General features: G+C 47.8%; 17 protein-coding genes and 1 pseudogene. 9 read left to right on the forward strand and 9 right to left on the reverse strand.

The annotated features are described in order from the left end of the window. Positions 1-131: 131 nt before the first annotated feature. From metE to iscX, 3 genes are all read right to left on the reverse strand, one after another. Positions 132-2,408 (reverse strand): 5-methyltetrahydropteroyltriglutamate--homocysteine S-methyltransferase, encoded by a 2,277-nt coding sequence (gene metE / locus HMPREF2872_RS05975; RefSeq protein WP_070632043.1) that lies wholly within the window; start codon positions 2,406-2,408, stop codon positions 132-134. A gap of 89 nt (positions 2,409-2,497) precedes the next feature. Next, positions 2,498-3,379, reverse strand: coding sequence for a methylenetetrahydrofolate reductase (gene metF / locus HMPREF2872_RS05980; protein WP_003682095.1), 882 nt, complete (start codon positions 3,377-3,379; stop codon positions 2,498-2,500). A 171-nt stretch (positions 3,380-3,550) separates the two neighbouring features. After that, positions 3,551-3,748 (reverse strand): Fe-S cluster assembly protein IscX, encoded by a 198-nt coding sequence (gene iscX, locus HMPREF2872_RS05985; protein WP_070615997.1) that lies wholly within the window; start codon positions 3,746-3,748, stop codon positions 3,551-3,553. Positions 3,749-4,064: 316 nt separating this feature from the next. Between iscX and HMPREF2872_RS05990 the strand changes: the two genes are divergently transcribed. After that, a complete protein-coding gene (locus tag HMPREF2872_RS05990; RefSeq protein ID WP_070632045.1) occupies positions 4,065-4,685 on the forward strand; it encodes a hypothetical protein in 621 nt (206 codons plus the stop codon). A gap of 76 nt (positions 4,686-4,761) precedes the next feature. On the opposite strand, the gene fdx is transcribed toward HMPREF2872_RS05990, so the two are convergent. From fdx to hscA, 4 genes are all read right to left on the reverse strand, one after another. Further along, positions 4,762-5,103, reverse strand: a complete 342-nt coding sequence (gene fdx / locus HMPREF2872_RS05995; RefSeq protein ID WP_003686005.1) for an ISC system 2Fe-2S type ferredoxin — start codon at positions 5,101-5,103, stop codon at positions 4,762-4,764. 92 nt (positions 5,104-5,195) lie between these two features. Then, positions 5,196-5,558: a TIGR02328 family protein gene (locus HMPREF2872_RS06000; protein WP_070632052.1), complete on the reverse strand. Its 363-nt coding sequence runs from the start codon at positions 5,556-5,558 to the stop codon at positions 5,196-5,198. Between the two features lie 61 nt (positions 5,559-5,619). Beyond that, positions 5,620-6,099 (reverse strand): hypothetical protein, encoded by a 480-nt coding sequence (locus HMPREF2872_RS06005; protein ID WP_283118998.1) that lies wholly within the window; start codon positions 6,097-6,099, stop codon positions 5,620-5,622. 161 nt (positions 6,100-6,260) lie between these two features. Further along, the gene (gene hscA, locus HMPREF2872_RS06010; RefSeq protein WP_070632053.1) at positions 6,261-8,120 is read right to left on the reverse strand and encodes a Fe-S protein assembly chaperone HscA; all 1,860 of its coding nucleotides are present in this window, start codon (positions 8,118-8,120) and stop codon (positions 6,261-6,263) included. A gap of 246 nt (positions 8,121-8,366) precedes the next feature. Between hscA and rpsF the strand changes: the two genes are divergently transcribed. The 5 genes from rpsF to mltB all read left to right on the forward strand — a co-directional run bounded on the left by rpsF (position 8,367) and on the right by mltB (position 11,031). Continuing rightward, complete coding sequence (gene rpsF / locus HMPREF2872_RS06015; protein WP_003686150.1) at positions 8,367-8,738, forward strand: 30S ribosomal protein S6; 372 nt, start codon at positions 8,367-8,369, stop codon at positions 8,736-8,738. After that, positions 8,735-9,037 carry a primosomal replication protein N gene (priB, locus tag HMPREF2872_RS06020; RefSeq protein ID WP_188209290.1) on the forward strand — a complete coding sequence of 101 codons (303 nt, stop codon included), beginning with the start codon at positions 8,735-8,737 and terminating at the stop codon, positions 9,035-9,037. Before rpsF ends, priB begins: the two co-directional genes overlap by 4 nt. 6 nt (positions 9,038-9,043) lie before the next feature. After that, on the forward strand, positions 9,044-9,274 hold the full coding sequence (gene rpsR / locus HMPREF2872_RS06025) for a 30S ribosomal protein S18 (RefSeq protein ID WP_003678863.1): 231 nt from the start codon (positions 9,044-9,046) through the stop codon (positions 9,272-9,274). Between the two features lie 16 nt (positions 9,275-9,290). Next, the gene (rplI, locus tag HMPREF2872_RS06030; RefSeq protein ID WP_070632059.1) at positions 9,291-9,743 is read left to right on the forward strand and encodes a 50S ribosomal protein L9; all 453 of its coding nucleotides are present in this window, start codon (positions 9,291-9,293) and stop codon (positions 9,741-9,743) included. 208 nt (positions 9,744-9,951) lie between these two features. Next, a complete protein-coding gene (gene mltB / locus HMPREF2872_RS06035; protein ID WP_070632061.1) occupies positions 9,952-11,031 on the forward strand; it encodes a lytic murein transglycosylase B in 1,080 nt (359 codons plus the stop codon). 60 nt (positions 11,032-11,091) lie between these two features. Here the strand turns inward: mltB and HMPREF2872_RS06040 are convergent, their stop codons facing one another. Next, positions 11,092-11,805: an aldose epimerase family protein gene (locus HMPREF2872_RS06040; RefSeq protein WP_070632223.1), complete on the reverse strand. Its 714-nt coding sequence runs from the start codon at positions 11,803-11,805 to the stop codon at positions 11,092-11,094. Positions 11,806-12,003: 198 nt separating this feature from the next. Between HMPREF2872_RS06040 and dnaX the strand changes: the two genes are divergently transcribed. Both dnaX and HMPREF2872_RS06050 read left to right on the forward strand, forming a co-directional pair. Continuing rightward, positions 12,004-14,004, forward strand: coding sequence for a DNA polymerase III subunit gamma/tau (dnaX, locus tag HMPREF2872_RS06045; RefSeq protein WP_070632064.1), 2,001 nt, complete (start codon positions 12,004-12,006; stop codon positions 14,002-14,004). 90 nt (positions 14,005-14,094) lie between these two features. Beyond that, entirely contained in the window at positions 14,095-14,430 is a 336-nt protein-coding gene (locus tag HMPREF2872_RS06050; protein WP_003678854.1) for a YbaB/EbfC family nucleoid-associated protein, read from the forward strand. Positions 14,431-14,684: 254 nt separating this feature from the next. On the opposite strand, the pseudogene HMPREF2872_RS11875 reads toward HMPREF2872_RS06050, so the two are convergent. Then, a pseudogene (locus HMPREF2872_RS11875) lies at positions 14,685-14,747 on the reverse strand (transposase); the annotation flags it as partial. A 25-nt stretch (positions 14,748-14,772) separates the two neighbouring features. On the opposite strand from HMPREF2872_RS11875, the gene HMPREF2872_RS06055 reads away from it, so the two are divergent. Then, positions 14,773-15,339: a hypothetical protein gene (locus tag HMPREF2872_RS06055; protein WP_070632067.1), complete on the forward strand. Its 567-nt coding sequence runs from the start codon at positions 14,773-14,775 to the stop codon at positions 15,337-15,339. Positions 15,340-15,407: the final 68 nt, after the last annotated feature.

Raw genomic sequence — 15,407 nt, forward strand, 5'->3', positions numbered from 1 at the left:
GCATGTTCATGTTTCAGTATTCTCCTGGAAATGCTGTAAACAACGCTACTAGTTTCTACACGCTGGTCTAAATATCGATAAAGAAAAAAGGCCGTCTGAAAATTTTCAGACGGCCTTTCATCTAACTCACATTATTTAGCCAGTTCGGCACGCAGTTTGTGGGTTACGTTCATCATCACTTGGAGTTGTTCCAGAGTTTCTTTCCAGCCACGTGTTTTCAGGCCGCAGTCTGGGTTAACCCACAGACGTTCAACCGGTACAACCTCGATGGCTTTGCGCAACAGATGCTCAACTTCAGCTTCAGTCGGTACGCGTGGGCTGTGGATGTCGTAAACACCTGGGCCGATGTCGTTCGGGTATTTGAACTCGCCGAACGCAGTCAAGAGCTCCATGTCGGAACGTGAAGTTTCGATGGTGATGACGTCAGCGTCCATAGCGGCGATGGCTGGCAGGATGTCGTTGAACTCAGAGTAGCACATATGAGTGTGGATTTGAGTGCTGTCTTCGCAACCGGTAGAGGACAGGCGGAAAGATTCGCCGGCCCAGTTCAGGTAGGCATCCCAATCGGCACGTTTCAAAGGCAGACCTTCGCGGATGGCAGGTTCGTCGATTTGGATGACTTTGATGCCTGCTTTTTCCAGATCCAATACTTCGTCGTTCAGAGCCAGTGCGATTTGTTTGCACACGGTAGCGCGTGGAATGTCGTTGCGGACGAAAGACCATTGCAGAATGGTTACAGGACCGGTCAACATACCTTTCATCGGGCGTTTGGTCAGGCTTTGCGCGTAAGTAGACCAAGCGACAGTCATGGCTTCAGGACGGCTTACGTCACCGAAAATGATCGGTGGTTTCACGCAGCGTGAGCCGTAGCTTTGTACCCAGCCGTATTGGGTGAATGCAAAACCGCTCAACAGTTCGCCGAAGTATTCGACCATGTCGTTACGCTCGGCTTCGCCGTGTACCAGTACGTCCAAGTCCAGTTTTTCTTGCTCTTCAACCACCAAGGCGATTTCTTTTTTCATCGCGGCTTCGTAATCGGCGGCAGACAGTTCGCCTTTTTTGAAGGCTGCGCGTGCTTGGCGGATTTCGGTAGTTTGTGGGAAAGAACCGATGTTGGTAGTCGGCAGCAGAGGCAGATTCAACCATGCTTGTTGCGCTTTGATACGGTCTGCAAATGGAGATTTGCGTTGGTCTGCGTTGGCAGGCAAATCGGCCAGACGTTTGGCAACGTCTGCACGGTGGATTTCGCTGCTGTTGGCACGGGAGTCGGCAGCAGCTTGGCTGGCGGCTAGTTCTTCGGCAACAGAATCACGACCTTCGTTCAATGCGGCTTTCAGAACGCGCAATTCTTGGGTTTTTTGCAGGGTGAATGCCAACCAAGAGTACAGGTCAGGTTTGTTAGCTTTCAGTTTTTCTTCAACTGACAAGTCAAATGGAGTGTGCAGCAGAGAGCAAGAGCTGGAGATCCACAAACGGTCGCCCAGTTTGGCTTGCAGAGGCTCAACAGTTTCCAAAACTTTGTTCAGGTTGGCGCGCCAAATGTTGCGGCCGTCGATAACGCCGGCAGACAGAACTTTGTCGTAATCAGCAAATGCGTCCAGCTGTTCAGGAGCGCGTACCAAGTCGATGTGCAGGCCGTCAACAGGCAGGGATTTCAGCAAAGCAGCGTGTTCGGCAACAGAACCGAAGTAAGTGCTCAACAGGATTTTGGCGCTTACTTTGCTCAAAGTAGCGTAAACGTCTTTGTATGCTTCTACCCATTCTTTAGGCAGGTCAACAGTCAAAGCTGGCTCGTCGATTTGAATCCACTCGGCACCGGCTTCAACCAAAGCAGTCAGGATTTCAACGTAAACAGGCAACAGTTTAGGCAACAGGCTCAGACGGTCGAATTCAACAGCGCCTTTTTCTTTACCAACCCACAGGAAAGTCAACGGACCCACAACGGTCGGTTTGGCTTTCAGGCCTAAAGCTTGGGCTTCTTGCAGTTGTTGAACGTAGTGTTTGGCGTTGGCTTTGAATTCGGTATCGGCGTGGAATTCAGGCACCAAGTAGTGGTAGTTGGTGTCGAACCATTTGGTCATTTCGATAGCGAATTGGTCTTTGTTACCACGGGCCAGTTGGAAGAATTGTTCCAAAGACAGATTTTGGCTGTCGAAGCCGAAACGGGCAGGGATGGCACCGGTGGCAACTTGCAGGTCGAGGATGTGGTCGTAGAAAGTGAAATCGCCTGCAGCAACGAAATCGGCGTTAGCCGCAGCTTGGTGTTTCCAGTTTTTCTCGCGCAAGTCTTTAGCAACAGCCAGCAATTCTTGCTCGCTGATTTCTTTGCGCCAGTATTTTTCTTGTGCGAATTTCAATTCGCGGAAGGCACCGACGCGCGGGAAGCCTGAAAAATGCAATGTTGTCATGTTAACTCTCCTGGTTGGAATTTTTAATCAGGCCGGTATGGCCTGAATGTTCGATATTGTAAATCAGAATGGGGAGGCCGTCTGTTTTATTAACGGGGACGTACACCCAAAATATGGCAGATGGCGTAAGTCAGTTCGCTGCGGTTGAGGGTGTAGAAGTGGAAGTCTTTGACACCTTCGCGAGAGAGGACTTTGACCATGTCGATGGCGATGCTGGCGGCAACAAGGTTGCGCGTGCCTTGGTCGTCATCCAAACCTTCGTACATTTTAGACAGCCAGCTTGGGATTTTGACGTTGGTCACTTGGGCCATTTTGGCCAATTGTTTGAAATTGGTTACAGGCAGGATGCCGGGAACGATTTCAACGTCAATGCCCATCATCACGCAACGGTCGCGGAAGCGCAGATAGCTTTCCACGTCAAAGAAGAATTGGGTGATAACGTGGTTTGCACCCGCATCGATTTTGCGTTTCAGATTGATCAAGTCCGCTTGAGCAGATTTGGCTTCCGGGTGTACCTCAGGATAGGCCGCTACGGAAATGTCGAAGTCGGCAACGGAGCGCAACAGTTTGACCAAATCTTCGGCATAGAAAGGTTTTTTCTCGTAGCCGGGCGGCTCGTCGCCACGCAGGGCAACGATGCGGCGGATACCGCTGTCCCAATAGTCTTTGGCAATTTGACGCAACTCGTCAGGGCTGGCATCGATACCGGTCAAGTGAGGGGCGGCTTCAAGGCCGGTTTCTTGTTTGATGCGTTTAACGATGCTGTGAGTGCGGTCGCGCTCGCCTGAGTTTGCACCGTAAGTTACGGAAACAAATTTCGGGTGCAGGGTTTGCAGGCGATGGATGGAATCCCACAGCATGGTTTCCATTTGTTCGTTTTTCGGCGGAAAAAATTCAAATGAAACATTGATGTCGCCTTTTAAATCGGAAAGGCTGTGATTTAATGCGTTAATTTCTCGAGCGTGATTCATGGTTATGCACCTTCTGCATATCTTTTATTCGTTGTCAGGTTGCATAATAAATTTGAGGTTGGCATGAGTCAATTTCGAAATTTTCCGAAATTGTATGAATAGATTTAATAAAGACCTCAGGCCGTCTGAAAAACTGCCTGAGGTCTTGTTTGATAGGGAAGGGAGGAAAGATTATTCTGCTTCATCTATCCATGCTTGTTGCACGGCTTCGAGAATGCGCTCGCCGCAACGCGCCGGATCATCGTCAAATTCAGGCAAAGCCATAATTAAATTACGCAGTTGGGTAAAGCGTACGGTTTTCGGATCGATGCTGTCGCCGTGTAAGTCGTAGAGTTCTTCAGCGATGCGTTGGGTATCTGTCCATTTCATGATGTGTTCCTTTATTTGGTCTTTAGGCTGTTGGTGAACATTTTAATCAAGAAGTAGGCGGACTGCCAGAATGTTTTACTGTAGATGCGGATATAAATAATGCGGGTATTTTTTAACAAAATAGCATATTTGCGTTAAAATACAGCACGGCACTTAAAAACTACGGCACATTCGCTTTGAATCTGCCGTTTTATATATTTTATTCCGTTTTGAATGATGGTTTGCGCATGAATAATTTACATTATCCCAATGCAACCAAATCATCTGGAACGGCTCTTAATACGAAATCCATCACGTAAAAATAAAAGGAAAAATGATGAATAACGCGCTCAACGCCAAATTGTCCAAACTGATTTACGCGCTTGCTTCAGATGATTCAGAGTATCTGGCCAAAGCAGACGCATTTGACCGTTTGCTGTTGTTGGTTCGCGAATTTTATCGCCTGCTGGATGAAACAAAGGATTTGAAGCAGCTGGTGTTCCGTCTGTATTATGGCAAACACTATGGCTTAATTAAACTGGATGCCGCTTCACCCAATGACGATGCAGGAGCATTGAGGTTGAAACGTTGGATGGTTTATTCGCGTATCGCAGAGCGTATCGAAAATTGCGGTAAGCTTTTGTCGGTCGTGCTTGAAGATGCGGTGTTGGAAAATGGCGCGGACAAATCTCATTATATAGATGAAGCCAATGCCATTATCGAGCGTTTCGGTTTGGCAAGAGATGAGGCTGCACTTTCGGCCATCGAGGCAGAGGAAGCGTTGAAAACAGAGCAAGAGTTACAGGCGACAAGCGAGCCTCAAAAATCTGCTCCTAAGCATAACGGCAATCTGCATCAAATCAGAATGCAAGAAAAAATCGAAAATTATTCCGCCACGCAGAAAGTGGCTGCTATGCAGATTTCGCGTATGCGTTTTATTTTTCCTCATATCAAATAATTTACTGCATAACCAAAAGGCCGTCTGAAAACCATAAATTTGTGGTTTCAGACGGCCTTTTTCATTAAACCTTGTTTTAATGGTCTTCACGCGCGTGGTTGATCGTATATTTGGGGATTTCTACGACCAAATCTTCATCGGCAACGACTGCCTGACAGCTCAAGCGTGAATCGGCTTCCAAGCCCCATGCTTGGTCGAGCAGGTCTTCTTCCAATTCGGTTGGTTCTTCCAGGCTGTCAAAACCTTTGCGGATAATCACGTGGCAGGTTGTGCAGGCGCATGATTTTTCGCAGGCATGATCGACTTCGATGTCGTGGTCGAGCAGTACGTCAAGGACGGTTTGGCCTTCCGGTGCATCTTCGATAACCGCGCCTTCGGGGCATAATGTCGCGTGTGGGAGTACGGTAATTTTTGGCATTTTTATTGTCTCGGTTGTTTAAGAGTGGTTGTGGTTAAAGTGGTTTCAGACGGCCTTGGGTATTCAATATTCAGGCCGTCTAAAAAATGGGTTTATAACATGATGCCTTTACTTTTTAGGTTTTCCAAGCATTCATCTAAATAAGCATCATCGTGTTCGGCGTAAATGGGTGAGGAGGCTGTTTCAGCCGTGTGTGCGTGGTATGGCGCAACGGCTTTGCCGCGATACAACGGGTCTTTCCATAAAACGTCAGGCTTGTAGCCGCGCTTTTCCATCTCTTCCATAATCAGTGCGTGATACAGATAGAGCTTGTAAGGCGAATGGGTGAAGACATAATTCACCGTCGCATGCGGCCTGCCCCAGCCTGCTCCACGTAAAGCGGCGCATTCGCGGTGTTGCCCCAAAAGCTGGGCGCGGGGGAGTAGGGGAATAAGGGTTTGGTGCCAGAGTCTCATGTTTCGCGGAGTAGTTCAAGTATCTCGATGGTCAAGGGAAGTTGGGTAAAGTCTAGGGCGATCAGTTTTTGCGTTGTTTAGTTATTCTCGCTTGCTTGGCTGCCGCCTGAATTTCTCTGTCGCGTCGCCACAGGCGGTAAAAAGGAGGTACCAATGTCAGAAGTAGGGTAATTAAGGCTGCTTTTAGTCCTGCTGATAATCGTCGGATAAGTGAATTTGAGGTAAAAGACAAAGGTTCTACACGACCTTCCGTTAAACGATAATGACTAGTTCTCGTTTCTGCGATGATGGGGTCAATATAGATGAGTTCGTATTCTTCAGTACTTATGCGTTTTAAACTGCAAGTGGTTTTCAAAGGTGCGATGCAATTATCGTTATTAGAGATTGATGTACACACTTTGTCCTTCTTAGCATCGAACTGATCCCATAGTTTCATGGTACAACTACTGTTGTCGGTTGGGAGAATGGCGATTTGAAACGAGGCATTTACTTTGTTACCTTGGGTGTAAGTTTCGTGTTCAGGTGGTAAAAAATGAGACACGGCGTCTCCAACCAGAATGGATACGGTTAATCGCCAAACAAGAGCCCAAATGACACTTAGTATTCTCAGTATTATTAGTCGAAATCGATTGGACATTTTTACTATTCTTTCTTTTTCAGACGGCCTCTCTATTTCCAAAGGCCGTCTGAAACTATTCACCATCAAATATTATCAACGCTTTGCCCTGTCAGTGCGCGTTGGATGTTGCGGTTCATGCGTTTGGCGGCGAAGTTGTCGGTGCTGTGGCTGAGTTTGGCGACGGCGGCACGGATATCTTCGGCTTTGCCGTCTTTCAGACAGCCTTGCAAAGCAGCAATGTCTTGTTGAATCTGTTGCAATTCTTCGGCTTCCAATAAATCGCTATCCAATTCAAGAGCGGCGTTGACGGCGTCGGTCAGACTTTCGGCTTCGACTACGGCTTCGGCGCGTGCGCGTGCCGCCATGTCTTCGGCGGCGTTGCTCATGCTGTCTTTGAGCATTTGGGTGATGGTGTCGTCGTCCAAACCGTAGGAAGGTTTAACTTCGATTTGCGCCTGTACGCTGGTGCTTTGTTCTTGGGCGGAAACGGACAGCAAGCCGTCGGCATCAACTTGGAATGTCACGCGGATACGCGCTGCGCCTGCTGCCATCGGCGGAATGCCGCGCAGGGTAAATCTGGCAAGGCTACGGCAGTCGGAAACGAGTTCGCGCTCACCTTGTACGACGTGTATCGTCATGGCGGTTTGACCGTCTTTGAAAGTGGTGAAGTCCTGCGCGCGTGTGGTGGGGATGGTGGAATTGCGCGGGATGATTTTTTCGGCGAGTCCGCCGTAGGTTTCCAAGCCGAGTGACAGGGGGGTAACGTCCAGCAGCAGCCATTCGCCGTCGGTTTTGTTGCCGGCAAGGACGTTTGCCTGTATGGCGGCACCGAGTGCGACCACTTCGTCAGGATTGAGGTTATTCAGTGGGGTTTGACCAAAGAATGTGGCAACTGCTTGTTGAACGTGCAACATACGGGTAGAGCCGCCAACCATAATCACGCCTTTGACATCCGCCTTGGTTACGCCGGCATCTTTCAAAGCCTGTTTGACTGGTTCGATGGTTTTTTGTACCAGATTTTGGGTCAGGTTGTGAAACTCTTGGCGGGTAATGACGGTATGAATTTTATGGCCGTCTGAAAGTGTGGTTTCGATGGCGGCTTCGGTTTGAGTGGTTAGTTTTTCTTTGGCGCTACGGACAAGGGAAAGCAGAAGCTGGCTGTCTTGTTCGTTGAGTTTGGAGAGGTTGTTTTGTTCGAGTAGGTAGCAGAACAAACGATGGTCGAAGTCGTCGCCGCCCAATGCGCTGTTGCCGCCGGTGGCTTTAACCTCAAACAGACCTTTGGTCAGTTGCAATACGGATACGTCGAATGTGCCGCCGCCTAAGTCGTAAACGACAAACGTGCCTTCTGAGGCGTTGTCCAGTCCGTAGGCGATTGCGGCGGCGGTCGGTTCGTTAAGGAGGCGCAAGACATTCAAACCTGCTAAGCGCGCGGCATCTTTGGTGGCTTGACGTTGGGCATCATCAAAATAAGCGGGAACGGTAATGACGGCACCAACCAAATCACCGCCCAATGTTTCTTCAGCACGAGATTTGAGGGCTTTGAGGATTTCTGCCGATACTTCGATAGGCGTTTTCGCACCTTGACGGGTGTTTAACTCGACCACGCGCTCATTGGGCGTGAACCGGTAGGGCAGGTATTGCGCCTCTTGTGCAAGGTCGGTAAGGGTGCGGCCGATCAGGCGTTTGGCGGAGCTGACTGTATTTAGCGGATCGGTTTTTTGGGCAGAAAGGGCGTTTTTGCCGACTTCAACTTCACCATCTAAATAACGGACAACCGAAGGCAGGGTGGCACGGCCGTCTGAATCGGGCAGGCAGACTGCGCTGCCGCTGCGGACTGTGGCAACCAAGCTATTGGTTGTGCCTAAATCAATGCCTACGGCGAGGCGGTGTTGATGGGGGGCGGCGGACATGCCGGGTTCTGAAATCTGCAAAAGAGCCATGATTGTGTGCCTTCTGATGCTGTATTTATTAGGATGGGGCAGATTTTAGCAGATTTTTGGCAGATAGTTGAGTGGTTTGCTAGGAAATAACCATAAGGCCTAATGTTGTTTTTTTAATTGAAAAGAAAGTGGATTTTGAATTTAGACTTGTATTTTTTAAGAAATGCGGATAAAATTCAGCCTCTTTGCCTTGCCTTTTACTTCGCATGGTGAAAGGCTGTTTTTAATCATCCATAAGGAGATAACATGCGTCATTACGAGATCGTGTTTATCGTTCATCCTGATCAAAGCGAGCAAGTGCCTGCTATGGTTGAGCGTTACAAAACCATGATTACTGAAGCCAGCGGTAAAATCCACCGTTTGGAAGACTGGGGCCGTCGTCAATTGGCTTACCCAATCAACAAAATCCACAAAGCACACTATGTTTTGATGAATATCGAAACTACTCCTGAAGTGGTTGAAGAGCTGGAAACTGCTTTCCGCTTCAATGATGCCGTACTGCGTCACCTGACCATCAAAACAAAACACGCTGTAACTGAAGCTTCCCCAATGCTGGGCGGCGAAAAAGCAAAAAATTTGCTGAACGGTGCAGCTGAAGAAGTTGCAGCAGCCGAATAAGATTGAACAATCTGATTAAGCTTACCGCCCGTATCTTGCAGGTTCAGCCTTTGAGATATACGCCGGCAGGAGTTCCTGTTTTAGATGTTGTGTTGCAACATGAGTCTTGGCAGGAAGAAAACGGACAGAAATGTCTGGTCAAGTTTGAAATTCCTGCGCGGATTTTAGGTAAGCAGGCTGAGGAATGGCAGTATCGGCAAGATGCCGTCATCGAGTCGGAAGGATTTTTGGCGCAACGCAGCCAACGCTTCCCCAAGCCGGTACTACGCATACAGAACATTAAAGAATATAAAGGTTAAACGACAATGGCTCGTCAATCATTCAAACGTAGAAAATTCTGCCGCTTTACGGCTGAAAAAATCCAAGAAGTTGATTACAAACAAGTTGATTTGTTGAAAGACTTCATCTCTGAAAACGGCAAAATCATCCCTGCCCGCATTACTGGTACTAAAGCACACTACCAACGTCAGTTGGCTACTGCTGTGAAACGTGCCCGTTTCCTGGCTCTGTTGCCTTACACCGATCAACACAAATAATTTTGGAGTTTAAATCATGCAAATTATTCTGTTAGAAAAAATCGGCGGTCTGGGTAACTTGGGTGACATCGTTACCGTTAAAAACGGTTACGCACGCAACTTCCTGATCCCTGCCGGTAAAGCAAAACGTGCAACCGAAGCCAGCATGAAAGAATTCGAAGCACGCCGCGCTGAATTGGAAGCCAAACAAGCTGAAATCTTGGCTGATGCTAAAGCACGTCAAGAAAAACTGGAAGGCCAAACCATTACTGTTGCTCAAAAAGCCGGTGTTGATGGTCGTCTGTTCGGTTCTGTTACCAATGCCGACATCGCTGAAGCGATTGTTGCTGCCGGTATCCAAGCTGCTAAAGCAAACGTACGTCTGCCTAACGGCCCATTGAAAGCTGTTGGCGAATACGAAGTTGAAGTGGCTCTGCACACTGACGCTGTTGCTAAAATTACCGTTGCTGTTGTTGCAGTCGCTGAGTAATTGATTCATTCAAGGCCGTCTGAAAATCAAGGGTTTCCTTGGATTTCAGACGGCCTTGTCTATGTGCTTGAGCCGAAGCAAATTGGTGCCGAGTTTCTATATTTTTTGGCTGATTAAAAAGTATGGCAGTTGGCATAGAGAGATGATGTGTTGGACGAATATTCTTTCGTATTCGGATTTATCATAGTATTTAATAAAGAGATTATTTATGAATAAAATCAAAATCTTTGGGATGGGTCTGGCTGCTTTGGCTCTAGCTTCATGTAGTACCCCGCAAAAGCCTGCTGTTGATACGGCAAAACCGGTTGAGCCTGTTTCCTCTGCAAAACGCCCTGTATTTGATGCTGCGGCTGAATCTGTTGCCAGCAGCGGCTTTAATGAAAACGTCAACGTTCAGCAGTTTATCCAATATGAAGTAAAAAACCGCCGGTTCAGTGCGGAAGAGTTGCGTAATTTCTTTAATGGCGTGGTGTATAAAGGCAATATCATTACCATTATATACCGTCCAAGCACTTCGCGTCCTTGGTATGAATTCCGCACCGGTAACTCTGGTGCAGCCAAATTTAATGGCGGCAGACAATTCTATGCGGCAAATCGTGCCGTAATCGATGATGTGGCACGCAAATACGGCGTACCTGCCGAATTGATTGTGGCGATTCTCGGTATTGAAACCAATTATGGTAAAAATACAGGCAGCTTCCGCGTTGCCGATGCCTTGAGTACATTGGCCTTTGATTATCCACGCCGTGCCGAGTTTTTCCAAAACGAGTTGAGCGAACTTCTGCAGATGGCAAAAGAAGAAAAAGAAAATGTCTTTGACTTCAAAGGCAGCTATGCCGGTGCGATGGGTATGCCGCAATTTATGCCTTCAAGCTACCGTAAATGGGCGGTAGACTATGATGGTGATGGTCATCGCGATATTTGGAATAATGTCGGCGATGTGGCGGCTTCTGTCGCCAATTATATGAAGCAGCATGGCTGGCAGACGGGCGGCAAGATGGTTGTGCCGGTAAGTCTGACGATTACTCCGCACTTGCAGGCGATTATCGATGAGAAAACTGCTTTGACGCGCACTGTCGCAGATTTCAAAGCTTTGGGTGTGATGCCTCAAGCTGCTGTTGCAGATAATGAAAAGGCTGTATTGTATGCTTTGGAAACCAGTCCGGGCGTATTTGAATACTATTTGGGCCTGAATAACTTCTACACAGTATGGCAATACAACCACAGCCGCATGTATGTAACAGCGGTACGCGATATTGCGAATGCAATCAATAACAATGGCCTGTAAACCATAAGAAAACCACCCTTTTGGGTGGTTTTTAAGTATTTATGACTTTGGCAGAACAATTTAAGCCATCAGTCTGATTTTCATGGCGTAACGTTTTTTGCTGTGCCCTGAAACAAATTGTCCGCCTCTTGCAGGAGATAAAAACGCATTGCCTTCTGCGGTTGGCTCTGCACAAGTATATTGGCCATTTCGATCGCTCCAGAGGGCATACACAGGCAGATTGTGGGTGCGGATATCCAGTTTCAAGCCATCAAATGCAACGCGTGCATCCTGGTCGGAGGAAACAAATTCGGTATGGGAGATATAGTCGGCATCGTATGGCGCGCCGTTGAAATCAAATTGTGTGCCGGCGGCGGTAAAGTAGGGGTGGAATCCCGGGGATGTGCGGACGGGCGATTCGCCGTAATTGCAGACGGTTAGGATGGCGATGGCTTCATTTTTGTTAGGCAGGCTGTAATCGAGCAACCATTCGACGTGTTCATAGCCTTTTTCTGTACTGATTAATTTCAAGCCGATATCCGATTCATTTTGATGGCGGATTTCCCAGCCTGAAGTTCTGCCGAAACCATGTTGGGCCAGATGATTTTTGCTGTCCGGTCCGAATTGGGGTAAGCAGACGTGCATGCCGCCGCGTAATTTTGTGTCATCGCCCACGTGGACGCTGGTTTTCGGAAATAAGACTTCCCGTCCTTTTAAAATCAGAGAATCAATGTATCCGCCCATTGTATTGACTTGCATGGTGGCTGATTGGTTGCGTAGTATGATTTCAGACATAATGATTTGGGCTTCAAATTGTTTATCATTTGTGTAGCATTCTAACATTGCGATGACATGCTGTCGCTGCCAGCTTGATAGAAAATCCTTAATAAAAATCAAAAAAATGCTAGAATATATGCCATTTTCTGAGGCCGTCTGAAGAGCGGATAATTCTTTTCAGATGGTCTTCCGATTTATTTCCCGTAGAGAAACAACATGGCTTATCAAGTTCTTGCACGAAAATGGCGTCCGAAAACCTTTGCTGATTTAGTCGGTCAGGAACACGTCGTCAAAGCCCTGCGCAACGCGCTGGACGAAGGCCGTCTGCACCATGCCTATCTACTGACAGGAACGCGCGGTGTGGGCAAGACCACGATTGCCAGGATCTTGGCCAAGAGTTTGAACTGCGAAAATGCCGTGCATGGCGAACCATGCGGTCAGTGTGAAAGCTGTATGCAAATCGACAGCGGCCGTTATGTGGATTTATTGGAAATCGATGCGGCATCGAATACTGGTATCGACAATATCCGCGAAGTGTTGGAAAACGCACAATACGCGCCGACTGTGGGTAAATACAAAGTCTATATCATTGACGAAGTGCATATGCTTTCCAAAAGCGCGTTCAATGCCATGCTGAAGACTTTGGAAGAGCCGCCTGAGCACGTTAAATTCATTTTGGCGACCACCGATCCGCACAAAGTCCCCATTACCGTATTGAGCCGCTGTTTGCAGTTTGTTTTGCGCAACATGACAACCCAGCAGGTTGCCGAGCATTTGGCGCATGTATTGGACCGTGAAAACGTTCCTTATCAGCCGCAGGCTTTGCAGCTTTTAGGACGTGCCGCCGCCGGCTCGATGCGCGATGCGTTGAGCCTTTTGGATCAGGCGATTGCCATGGGGTCGGGTAAAGTGGCCGAACAAGATGTCCGCCAAATGATCGGAGCGGTCGATAAACAATACTTGTTTGAATTGCTTGAAGGAATCATCAATCAAAACGGTGAGGCCTTGCTGGAAAAAGCTCAGGAAATGTCTGCCAGAGCGATTGGTTTTGACAGCGCATTGGCAGAATTGGCCATGCTGTTGCAACGTTTGGCTTTGATTCAAACCATCCCTTCCGCCTTAGCGAATGACGACCCTGAACGTGAAACTTTGCTGCGATTAAGTCAGGCTTTTAGTGGCGAGCAGATTCAGCTTTATTATCAATGTGCTATTCATGGCAAACAGGATTTGCCGCTGGCTCCGGACGAGTATGCCGGTTTTGTTATGACGCTTTTGCGCATGCTTGCATTTGCGCCGTTGGCCGCTTCGGGTTGTGATACGCAAAGTCAGATTGAACACACGGATTTGCATTCCGATCATCAGAAAGCTGAGGCCGAAAAAAAGCCTTTTCAGCTGCCGAAATCTGAACCGATAGCAGCACCGGCGGTTGAGAAAGAAGCTGTTCCAAGCAAACAGGATACCGTTGAAAGGCCGTCTGAAGAAACTATTCAGTCTGCTCAACAACAGGCGGATGTACCACCTTGGGAGGAAATGCCGAGCCAAGTATCGGACGAAACGCCTCAAACAAAAACGGCGCAGATACAAGAAACTGCGGAGACATTGCCTGTTGCAAAAGTTCAGACGGCCCCTGAGCCGGAAGAATATCCGCACATGAATGAGGAAATTCCACCTCCGTATTTTGATGAAGCATATACATATGAAGATTCACATGGTGCTGATGTGATGGAAGTACCGCAGCCGGTTGAGTCTGCTGAGACTGAAGAAGAGGAGGGGGATGAAGAAGAGCTTCAGTTCGCTCCTTTGCCTGAGTTTAAAACTGAGAATTGGCACAGCATTATCGAACGCTTCGCCCGTAAATTAGGCGCGGCGCAGATGTTGGCACAAAATGCGGCATGGACAAGTTATGATGCGGAAGCAGGTTTAATCATGCTGTCGTTGACGGATGAGGCCAAAGCGACTGCCAATAAAGAGCGACTGGATAAAATCTGTCAGACGTTGAGCGAGGCATACCATCTTGGCAATTTAAGGCTGCAAACCGAGCCTTGGCAGGATGATAAAGGCTGGGAAACGCCGGTTATGCGCTGCAAGCGTATTCAAGAAGAAGGGCGGCAGCAGGCGCAAGATTTGCTGGAAGCGGATACAACGGCGCAGAAAATCTTGCAAACCTTTAAAGCGCAATGGCTGCCGGACTCTTTAGAGTTGGCAGGGCATTCTTAAAATACTGACATACAAGGCCGTCTGAAAGGCAATAGCGTTTTTCAGACGGCATGAGTGAAACCCATTTATTCAAACCCATAGGAGTAAAACATGTTCGGAAAAGCCGGATTAGGCGGCCTGATGAAACAGGCGCAACAAATGCAGGAAAACATGAAAAAGGCACAAGCCAAGCTGGCTGAAACCGAAGTTGAAGGCGAGGCAGGTAATGGTTTGGTGAAAGTTGTGATGACGTGTTCGCACGTTGTCCGCAAACTTGAAATCAGCCCTGATTTGATTCAAGAGGCTGCTGACGACAAAGAAATGTTGGAAGATTTGGTATTGGCTGCTATCAATGCCGCTTCTGAAAAAGCCGAAGAAACGACCAATAAAACCATGGGTGCATTTACCCAAGGCCTGCCTGCTGGTATGGGCGACTTCTTCCGCTAAACCCGCGTCGCAAAGCAAACAAAGGTCGTCTGAAACACCAAAAATCAGTTTCAGACGGCCTTCGTACTATCTGTTTTGCAGATTGAAATCAATATATCGGCAGTTATTCCGCCGCAAGCATATTGAGTGTTTATTGCATTCAAATCCGCTCAACCAATATTATAGTGGATTAACTTTAAACCAGTACGGCGTTGCCTCGCCTTAGCTCAAAGAGAACGATTCTCTAAGGTGCTGAAGCACCAAGTGAATCGGTTCCGTACTATCTGTACTGTCTGCGGCTTCGTCGCCTTGTCCTGATTTAAATTTAATCCACTATAAAAACCAACCGATACACTAAACAAAATGAAACCGTCCCTTTCTATCCGCTCACTTCTTTTAAGTTGTATATTCACCGCAACAAGCACAAACAGCTTTGCCGCCGCAACCATCATTACTTCTCCGGACAAGCAGTTCAGCGTTAGAAAAGTCTGCAAACACAAAACCCAGGAATGCTCTTTCTTTGCAGGCAAAAAAGCCATCGAAAAAAATCTTCCCGAAGATAGGACAAGCTATGAATGGCTTGGCAATACCTTCGCATTAAGAACCAGCTTCGGGTCGTATGATTCCTACACCATCTTCGCCGACCGTACCCACAAGCCCCATACGCTTTCCTCCGTCATCGCCACTGACAGCAAAACGCAATGCGCTGTGACCGCAGATAATAAAGGCGTGTCGTTCTACTCGCTATTCCGCGACAAACCCGTCAAATTCATTGCTGCAAACGACAAAAAATTCAGCTTCTCTCAAGATGTTACTTCGTTGGAATCCATCGTCGAAGCAGAGTTCAAAGGCAAGAAAGTCCACATGACTTATATGAACAAAGCCGAACGCAATGTCTCGGTTGTTTTAGACAATCCGTGTGTGGAATAATGTGCCAAATTTGATGGACAAGGCCGTCTGAAAAGATATAGTGGATTAACTTTAAACCAGTACGGCGT

The organism is Neisseria sp. HMSC069H12 (assembly GCF_001812735.1).
Classification (GTDB): Bacteria; Pseudomonadota; Gammaproteobacteria; order Burkholderiales; family Neisseriaceae; genus Neisseria; species Neisseria subflava.

Bases quoted from the DNA above. Each gene is read 5' to 3' on its own strand.
- metE (WP_070632043.1), bottom strand. From the start codon at position 2,408: ATGACAACATTGCATTTTTCAGGCTTCCCGCGCGTCGGTGCCTTCCGC.
- metF (WP_003682095.1), bottom strand. From the start codon at position 3,379: ATGAATCACGCTCGAGAAATTAACGCATTAAATCACAGCCTTTCCGAT.
- iscX (WP_070615997.1), bottom strand. From the start codon at position 3,748: ATGAAATGGACAGATACCCAACGCATCGCTGAAGAACTCTACGACTTA.
- HMPREF2872_RS05990 (WP_070632045.1), top strand. From the start codon at position 4,065: ATGAATAACGCGCTCAACGCCAAATTGTCCAAACTGATTTACGCGCTT.
- fdx (WP_003686005.1), bottom strand. From the start codon at position 5,103: ATGCCAAAAATTACCGTACTCCCACACGCGACATTATGCCCCGAAGGC.
- HMPREF2872_RS06000 (WP_070632052.1), bottom strand. From the start codon at position 5,558: ATGAGACTCTGGCACCAAACCCTTATTCCCCTACTCCCCCGCGCCCAG.
- hscA (WP_070632053.1), bottom strand. From the start codon at position 8,120: ATGGCTCTTTTGCAGATTTCAGAACCCGGCATGTCCGCCGCCCCCCAT.
- rpsF (WP_003686150.1), top strand. From the start codon at position 8,367: ATGCGTCATTACGAGATCGTGTTTATCGTTCATCCTGATCAAAGCGAG.
- rpsR (WP_003678863.1), top strand. From the start codon at position 9,044: ATGGCTCGTCAATCATTCAAACGTAGAAAATTCTGCCGCTTTACGGCT.
- rplI (WP_070632059.1), top strand. From the start codon at position 9,291: ATGCAAATTATTCTGTTAGAAAAAATCGGCGGTCTGGGTAACTTGGGT.
- mltB (WP_070632061.1), top strand. From the start codon at position 9,952: ATGAATAAAATCAAAATCTTTGGGATGGGTCTGGCTGCTTTGGCTCTA.
- HMPREF2872_RS06040 (WP_070632223.1), bottom strand. From the start codon at position 11,805: ATGTCTGAAATCATACTACGCAACCAATCAGCCACCATGCAAGTCAAT.
- dnaX (WP_070632064.1), top strand. From the start codon at position 12,004: ATGGCTTATCAAGTTCTTGCACGAAAATGGCGTCCGAAAACCTTTGCT.
- HMPREF2872_RS06050 (WP_003678854.1), top strand. From the start codon at position 14,095: ATGTTCGGAAAAGCCGGATTAGGCGGCCTGATGAAACAGGCGCAACAA.
- HMPREF2872_RS06055 (WP_070632067.1), top strand. From the start codon at position 14,773: ATGAAACCGTCCCTTTCTATCCGCTCACTTCTTTTAAGTTGTATATTC.